The organism is Thalassobacterium maritimum, assembly GCF_031127805.1.
GTDB classification, from domain to species: domain Bacteria; phylum Verrucomicrobiota; class Verrucomicrobiia; order Opitutales; family Coraliomargaritaceae; genus Thalassobacterium; species Thalassobacterium maritimum.
This window is the reverse complement of sequence record NZ_JARXHW010000153.1, coordinates 1-1205: the sequence shown is the minus strand read 5'-3', so window position 1 is coordinate 1205 and position 1205 is coordinate 1. Positions and strand designations below refer to the sequence as shown.

Sequence of the window (1205 nt, the reverse complement as noted above, 5' to 3'; positions counted from 1 at the left end):
CGCAGCTCCTTGCGCACCATTTTCGGGGTTTTGCATCGGAGCATTTCCATGCCCATCGTGGTTTTGATGTGACGAAAGAACAACTCGACTGCCCACCGTCTAAAATAGAGTTCGGCCAAATCATCGGCGCTGTAAATCTGCTCCTCTAGCAGTGTAGTGACTAGATCATACTGACGCACTCGGAAGCCTTTGACTTCAATTCGAATACGCACAATACGTAGCATCATAGTCGCAGGTAAGCTTGCCCAATGATCCACATCCCATCCTTTCGGGCATGCTGGTTTTTCCCATTGAACGAGACGATCCATCGGCCCGAGCACCTTTCCTTTTCGGTAATCCAGCTTACGTGCCTGATGCACTCGCATGACCGCATCCACGCCCTTGATCCATAAGGCAGCCAGGTTCCCGTAGGAGCTGAACCCACGGTCCGTCAAGACGACATCGCCTGGGCGGAAGTGTTCAATGAACTTAACGATGATTCGGCTTTCATGACGTTTGAGTTCAGTTTCAACCCATTTGAGCAAAGCTCCACTGGCTAAGCAAAAGCAAGCGACCACTTTCATCACAGGGAATCCACAACCTGGTAATTGACGGCTGGGTTGCGGGAACTCTTTTTGATTTTCAACTGTATCCGGCAAAGTGATGCCTGTCCCGTCGATCACTTTTACGTCACGATCTTTCCAGCGCTGGTTCTGCATGACACGCTGCTGAACCTTCTCGCTTATATGCGTGTGAATCTTATCGAGGAGCTTATCATCCAGTTTGCCTCTGGCACGGCAGTAGGCCGCTTTGTCGGAATCGGGCAACGGCAGGTTCTTCTCACTGCAAAAACTCTGCACCTTACGCACCACTTCTCGGCAAGGCATGCCGGGCGAGAGCACTTGATGCAGGAACCCAAAGAAACTCACGCTTCGAGAGTAAACCCGGGTGCGACTATGCGCCCCGCGAGCATTGGGCGAGAGCTTATCAAGTGGGATTAAACCTTCGAAAATTGAAGATAATTCGGAAAGCGTTGACTGCCGTAATTTGAGCAGTTTTTCTCGATATTGCGTAAAGGCCGTCTTAGGTGGTTTGCCACATAAAACATGGTTGAATCCGGGTAAGAAGCGTTCTAGTTTTTGCATACAAAAACGCTACCTGCCAACGGCCTTTACGTCAGCTTTTTATTTGAGCTTTTATACTCAATTATGCCGCTTAAGTCCGTG

At 49.7% G+C, this 1205-nt stretch carries 1 protein-coding gene; it reads right to left on the bottom strand.

The window, feature by feature from the left end; all coding sequences use genetic code 11:
• Window positions 1–1124, bottom strand: a 1124-nt coding sequence (locus tag QEH52_RS19765) for an IS4 family transposase (protein WP_308952685.1), incomplete at its 3' end; no start/stop codon positions are given.
• Window positions 1125–1205 lie beyond the last annotated feature (81 nt).